This is a genomic window from candidate division KSB1 bacterium, from assembly GCA_022562085.1.
GTDB lineage: Bacteria > Zhuqueibacterota > Zhuqueibacteria > Oceanimicrobiales > Oceanimicrobiaceae > Oceanimicrobium.
This window is the reverse complement of record JADFPY010000254.1, coordinates 1-6,714: the sequence shown is the minus strand read 5'-3', so window position 1 is coordinate 6,714 and position 6,714 is coordinate 1. Positions and strand designations below refer to the sequence as shown.

The following is a 6,714-nucleotide window of genomic DNA, read 5'->3' as shown; positions in this document are numbered from 1 at the left end:
CGTGCGGTGGACAGGATGTTGGAGATTGGTTAATGAGAGATTGGATCTAATGCATCGTCATGATAACAGCTTAAACATATTGGCACAACGTGAAGCAACAAAATATCGGCCTCCTGACAGGCCAGCCCGAATTCCATTGCTAAGACTGGATTGGATCTGGTTTTACATTCCCGGAACTTTGTGCAATTTAGGATGCGGTCATTGTCTGGTTAGCGGAGGACCCAACAGTCGAATTTTAATTCCTATGGAAGTCAAAGAATTAGAACAAGCTCTGGAAGAAGTTGCTGAGTACCAAAATGGTCGTCCGTTCCAGATTGGATTTACGGGTGGAGAGGTATTTATTCTCAAATCCAAGAAATTTCATCGGCGCTTGTTTCCAATGGTAGAAAAGGCTTTGGAATATGGAGATTTGCTGGTACTGACAAATGGGATATTGGCGGACCATGACACTTTGAAAGCTTTGATGGATATAGAGCACCAGTCTTCGAACTCTATTACTTATCGCATCAGTTTGGATGGCCCAACGTCCGAAGAAAATGACGGAATAAGATATCATCTCGGAGGAAGGCCTACTTTTGCTCTCATCATCCAAAGTTTGCATCGATTCCTGTATCACGGGATTCATCCAGTGATTGCCTACACATACGAAGGAACCGGCAAAGCCACTGAGGTTTCGCATAGAAAGGAGGTTTTGGAGCGAAGATACAAAGTGATGTTGAAAAACTTCGGGCTCGTTTCGCTGGAATTATGGGGGATTCCATTCTTCGATCAAGGCCAAGAAACGCACAGAAGAACTATTTCGGATCTGCCTCATATCGAATCCCTGGGAATTACAAATCATTGTATTGCCAGCTATACAAATCACGGGTTTGATCGCTTCCAGTGCTCCTATTCGCGATCATTTGGAAAGGAGGCAACTGGAGAAGGTGGCTGGTACAAGTGTGCGGTTTTAGCCGCCAAAGAAGTTGCGGATGGCGCTTATTTGGGAAGCTCCCTCAAAAAAGCACTCAAGGAGATAACGCTAGATCATCCGCAATGTATGACTTGTTTTCAGGCAGCGACCCAGGGCATTGGGATGAGCTGCAGCGGCAATTAGAGATCATGACTTTTTAAAATCTGACAGTAAGGAGGGACAAAAGTGGCTGTACATTTAGATCCAAAAAATTACTATCGACTCCCCTGGAGCCTCACCGATAACGCTATCTCCTGGCTCGAACCAACCTGGAAATGCAATATCGTTTGCGAAGGGTGTTACCGCATCAATGATCCTCGCGGGCATAAATCCCTAGAACAAATCAAAGAAGAACTGGCTGTTTTCAAGAAATTTCGGACAACCGACGGCGTCTCCATTGCGGGCGGCGAGCCGCTCATTCATCCGGAAATAGTCGAGATCGTGCGCATGGTCGCTGAAGATGGCCAGAAACCCATTCTTAACACCAACGGCGTAGCTTTGACCAAAGAGCTTTTGCAGGAGCTCAAAAAAGCAGGAGCGAAAGGATTTACGTTTCATGTCGACAGCAAACAAAGCCGGCCGCATTGGAAAAACAAAAACGAGTTGGAATTGTGTACACTTCGTGAACAATTCGCTGAAATGCTGCACCAAATTGGCGGCCTCTCCTGCGCCTTCAATTCTACGGTTTACGAGGACACTTTGCCATATGTGCCAGACCTGGTAGATTGGGCCCAGAAGCATATCGACAAAGTGCATGTCATGGTTTTTATCGCCTACCGCGCCGCCGAATTGGACGGACGATTTGACTACTATGCCGGGGCAGAAAAGGTCGACTTAGGTGAAATTCCCTACACTACCTCCAGTGATAGAAAGGTAGATATTTTGTCCACCGACATTTATGAACTGCTTAAAAAACGTTTTCCTGACTTTGACAGCGCTGCTTATCTCAACGGCAATAACAAACCCGATTCCTTCAAATGGCTGCTCGGCGGGCGACTTGGAACCAGGGAGCGAATTTACGGTTACGTTGGACCTAAATTCATGGAGGTTTCGCAGATATTCCACCATCTGCGCCACGGACACTACCTGGCTTACACCGAGCCAAAGATTCACCGCCGGGGCAAGTCCATGCTGCTGTTATCTGCCATCGATGCGAAGGTTCGCCGAATTGCGAAGAAGTATTTTCTCTCAGTCCTGGCGAATCCAATTCGGCTCTTCAAGCGGCTGCGCTACCAGTCGATCATGATCATCCAGCCGCCGGATGTTCTCGAGGACGGCACGCAAAATATGTGTGACGGCTGCCCGGACATGACGGTCTTGAATGGCAAACTGGTCTGGTCTTGCCGTATGGAGGAGCCGCTGCGGTACGGCTGTTTCGTGCATACAGTGCCAAAGGAGGTAGAAAAAGTTGCAACATGTGACTAATACTTCGCGTTCAGATACGGTGGAAATGTCGCCTTCCAGCCTGACGAACTCCATCAACGAAGATTGCCGGTCGCTTCAGGCTAAGTATGATATTACCGGAAGGTTCTACGATATTCTGGATTATCCCTGGGAGAGGCAATATAGACGATGGCGGCCCGGGTTGCTGAAAGATGTACGCGGTAAAGCGCTCGAAGCCGGAGTCGGCACTGGACGCAATCTAAAATATTATCACCCAGGTGTCAAGCTCACTGCTGTTGACCTGAGTAAAGTAATGCTGAGAAGAAACAATGAGACGGGCAAAATCGGCTGTCTGCAAAGTCGACCTCTGCCAGGAAGATGCCACGGTTATGAATTCTATTCCTTCCAACCATTTTGACTGGTTGATTTCGACGTTCTTGTGCTGCGTGATGCCCGATGAACTCCAACCAAAGGCAGAAAACTGTTTGAACTTTTTTCACCATTTATTGAAAAGGTCTACGGCGCTTGCTTTGACCGAAATACCTTAGACTACGTTCAAGAGTCTTCAAAACTTAAGATTAGTAAGACGTACTTTCTGAAATGGGACGTCTACCTAGTCATTGAAGGTATGCGCGTGGAATAGTACGGAAACAGATGCAGGAGATTGGCTATCCATAATGTCATTTTTAACCATGATCGGCCAAACAATATCCCATTACAGAATCCTGGAAAAACTCGGCGAAGGCAACATGGATCAGCTTTTTTAACTAACTAAGGAATTAGTTATGATTGAGTGGTTTAAAAATCTAGATCCAATATTTCAAGCTTTATTAGCAACGTGTTTTACCTGGTTCGTAACCGGCTTAGGGGCTGGAGTCGTTTTTATTTTTAAAAACATTAATAGAAAAGTCTTAGATGGCATGCTTGGATTTGCTTCGGGCGTCATGATTGCTGCGAGTTTTTGGTCACTTCTGGCACCAGCAATAGAAATGGCAGAGGAATCAAACATACCTGCTTGGATTCCTGCGGTAGTGGGATTTTTGTTAGGCGGAGTATTCCTCAGTATTTTAGACAAGGTGTTACCTCACCTCCACATTGGATTTCCGATGAAAGAAGCTGAAGGTCTTAAAACAAGCTGGCGTAGGAGTATTCTTTTAGTGCTTGCAATAACTCTACATAATATACCAGAAGGGTTGGCGGTTGGTGTTGCATTCGGTGCTTTAAATGAGAATTTGCCTTCTGTATCATTATCTGGTGCAATTACGTTAGCTCTGGGTATTGGCATCCAAAATTTTCCAGAGGGCGCAGCAGTTTCAGTCCCCCTGCGTAGAGAAGGTATGTCTTGTTTTAAAAGCTTTTGGTATGGACAATTATCCGGAATTGTTGAACCCATTGCAGGTGTCCTTGGTGCAGCAGCGGTAATATTAATAAAACCTATTCTACCGTACGCTCTATCATTTGCTGCAGGAGCCATGATATTTGTGGTTGTTGAAGAATTGATACCGGAATCACAGTTAGAAAAAAACACAGATCTTGCAACAATGTGTACAATGCTTGGATTTGCTGTCATGATGACATTAGATATAGCTTTAGGTTAAAGATTCTCCATTATCATTAAATAACATAACAAACAGAATTACGATAAGGAGTATTTTTATGGAAAGAGACAAAACAGAAGTTGCTGAAAAAATTGCAAAAGATCACGAGAGCATTCGGCGATATATCGGCGCTTTAAATCTCTCAGAAATGACAGAAGTTGATGCTAAAGAATTTTTTGATTGGAAACTGGAGTTCATCTGGCAATTGCGCGACTTCAAGAATCGCCTATTAAAGCATTTTGATTTGGAAGAAGAAGGCGGCTTTATGGAGGACATTGTAAAGGTTGCTCCTCATCTCTCTCGAAAAGTTAGTGGACTGAAAGTAGAGCATGATCAGATCTTGATGAGCTTGGATGAAATTTTGTTCAAGTTGAAACGAATGAAGAAAAAAAATGACACGGAATTGGAACAAGTTCAATTTGAACTGAATGATGTCATCACCTCTCTACGTGATCACGAAAATGAAGAAAATATTCTGATGCAACAAGCCTATTACCGTGAATTTGGTAGCCCTGGCTAACCACAGCGAAAGGAGATTATCATGCAGGAACTATTATGATATCAAAAATTGTGAAGCCGTCCTATGGAAGCTATAACGCTCAAATCAAATCAAACTCGGCTTCTTGGCCTTTTCATTTATCGTTCTATTGATTTGCTGGTTTGGTCTGAATTACTTACCTTCGTCAGAGTATAGCGTTCATACTTACACGGAATAGGATACAAAGATTAAATGTCAGCTGTCCAGCCACCTTCCCTTGCAGAGATGACTACTCGGTCATTTAGTAAAGCCCAACCCGGGGTTCTACCAGTTTTTCAATCCCGTTCTCAAACCAAAACATTTTATAATCGAATCAGCAAATTTTATGACCTTCTTGCATACCCTAGTGAAGCGCCGGTACGTAGGATCGCTCTCGCGAGACTGGCATCGAGATCAGGAGAAAAAATATTAGAAATCGGTTTTGGGACAGGCCACTGCCTCACAGAAATCGCAAAAGTAGTGGGAGTGACTGGTAAGGTTTATGGTGTAGATTTATCAGAGGAAATGATGAAACGTGGCAAAAAACTCTTAGAGAAGCAGAACCTAGCTAAACGAGCAGAATTGGTTTGTAGCGACGCGATCGACCTGCCTTATCAAGACAACTTTCTGGATGCGGTTTTTATGAGCTTTACATTGGAATTATTCGATACGCCGGAAATTCCAAAAGTTCTGCAGGAATGTATGCGAGTTTTACGACCGTCTGGTCGAATTGTCGTCGCGGGACTGTCTAAGGAAGGAAAGCAAACTTTATTGATTAAAGCATTTGAGTGGACACATCAACATTTTCCGAAATTCCTCGATTGTCGTCCTATATATGTGCGGCGGGCTTTAGTAGATGCGGGCTTTAAGATTACTGAAATTAGCAGAAAACAAATGTGGCTACCTGTTGAAATTGCTTTGGGGATAAAACCGATTTGAAAAGCGCAAATCATGTAGATTCAGACAAAGAAATTTTGACCGATTCCGAACAACATTTGAAATTTGCCATACGGTTATCGCTTGGCGTCGGTTTCTTGATGTTGATCCTCAAAATCAATGCATCTGTGATAACTGGATCGGCCGCGATTCTTTCTGACGCAGCGGAATCCGTGGTGCACATGCTCGCTGTTTCATTTGCTGCCTTCAGCCTGTGGTTAAGCATGAAGCCGGCAGACAAGACCCATCTTTACGGCCATGATCGGATTAGCTTCTTCTCTGCGGGGTTTGAAGGCGCCATGATTATTGTTGCCGGGTTATACATTCTTTACGAATCCATTGAAAAATGGCTAACTGGACACCATTTGGAAAACATTGAGGAGGGCATTGGCTTTATTGTGCTTGCTACTGTAATCAATGGAGGCCTGGGTTGGTACCTCATTCGACAAGGAAAAAAATATCACTCCATTGTCCTTGAAGCCAATGGTAAACACGTTCTGACGGACAGTTGGACAAGTCTTGGCGTAATTGTGGCCTTGCTTTTGACGCTCTGGACAGGTTGGTTGCCATTCGATCCGATTATCGCTATCCTTGTGGCGATAAACATCTTGTGGTCTGGTTCAAAGCTTGTGCGACGTTCCGTTGGTGGACTGATGGATGAGGCCGATCCAAACGTTAATAAAAAGCTCCGCGAAATTCTGCAAAAAGCAACTAAAGAATACGACATTCGATTTCACCGCCTTCGTCACCGAAATGCAGGCAACAAATTAGTCATCGAGTTTCATTTGCTATTTCATAAAGATATCCCTATTTCTAAAGCCCACCAACAAGCGACATGCCTTGAAAAGGCAATCATAGATTCATTTCCTATGCAAACTGAAGTAACCAGCCATCTTGAGCCTATCGAAGGACATGATGAATCACATTCTTAACAGTGACACCCCTCCGTATTGCCATCGCGATATTCGCCGGATTTGCCATCAGTGCTCATTTAACTTTTGTTATCGGTTACGATTTCCAACTGGGGGCTGGGTTGGGGATAAAACCGATTTGAAAAACGCAATGCATGTAAATTCAGACAAAGAAATTCTGACCGATTCCGAACAACATTTTAAATTTGCAATGCGCCTGTCACTTGGCGTTGAGTTCTGACGTTTTATCAAGCATGTCCCAAATCCCAATCGCTGCTAATATTGCGAGGTTGGGAAAGAGCAGTGGTGCAAACACTGGGGCACCGTATTTTAAATTGTCCATGAAGCTCGAAGCAGGTCCTCGCAAATCCGCAGCCAGGTGAAAATAAAATCCTAAGAGACCCACGATCACCTGAA

The 6,714-nt window shown here is 44.2% G+C and carries 8 protein-coding genes; 7 read left to right on the top strand and 1 reads right to left on the bottom strand.

Annotated features, from left to right (window positions below; genetic code table 11):
- The first annotated feature begins 49 nt into the window (after positions 1-49).
- From IH879_17150 to IH879_17120, 7 genes are all read left to right on the top strand, one after another.
- Positions 50-1,096 carry a radical SAM protein gene (locus tag IH879_17150; protein MCH7676653.1) on the top strand — a complete coding sequence of 349 codons (1,047 nt, stop codon included), beginning with the start codon at positions 50-52 and terminating at the stop codon, positions 1,094-1,096.
- Between the two features lie 42 nt (positions 1,097-1,138).
- Complete coding sequence (locus IH879_17145; GenBank protein ID MCH7676652.1) at positions 1,139-2,377, top strand: radical SAM protein; 1,239 nt, start codon at positions 1,139-1,141, stop codon at positions 2,375-2,377.
- Positions 2,361-2,753, top strand: coding sequence for a class I SAM-dependent methyltransferase (locus IH879_17140; GenBank protein MCH7676651.1), 393 nt, complete (start codon positions 2,361-2,363; stop codon positions 2,751-2,753). The genes IH879_17145 and IH879_17140 overlap by 17 nt, the downstream gene beginning before the upstream one ends.
- Positions 2,754-3,123: 370 nt before the next feature.
- Positions 3,124-3,933, top strand: a complete 810-nt coding sequence (locus tag IH879_17135; GenBank protein MCH7676650.1) for a ZIP family metal transporter — start codon at positions 3,124-3,126, stop codon at positions 3,931-3,933.
- A 58-nt stretch (positions 3,934-3,991) separates the two neighbouring features.
- Complete coding sequence (locus tag IH879_17130) at positions 3,992-4,453, top strand: hemerythrin domain-containing protein (GenBank protein ID MCH7676649.1); 462 nt, start codon at positions 3,992-3,994, stop codon at positions 4,451-4,453.
- A 243-nt stretch (positions 4,454-4,696) separates the two neighbouring features.
- On the top strand, positions 4,697-5,389 hold the full coding sequence (locus IH879_17125) for a methyltransferase domain-containing protein (protein ID MCH7676648.1): 693 nt from the start codon (positions 4,697-4,699) through the stop codon (positions 5,387-5,389).
- The gene (locus IH879_17120) at positions 5,386-6,318 is read left to right on the top strand and encodes a cation transporter (protein ID MCH7676647.1); all 933 of its coding nucleotides are present in this window, start codon (positions 5,386-5,388) and stop codon (positions 6,316-6,318) included. Before IH879_17125 ends, IH879_17120 begins: the two co-directional genes overlap by 4 nt.
- 199 nt (positions 6,319-6,517) lie before the next feature.
- On the opposite strand, the gene IH879_17115 is transcribed toward IH879_17120, so the two are convergent.
- On the bottom strand, positions 6,518-6,714 hold a 197-nt coding region (locus tag IH879_17115), incomplete at its 5' end, for a hypothetical protein (protein MCH7676646.1).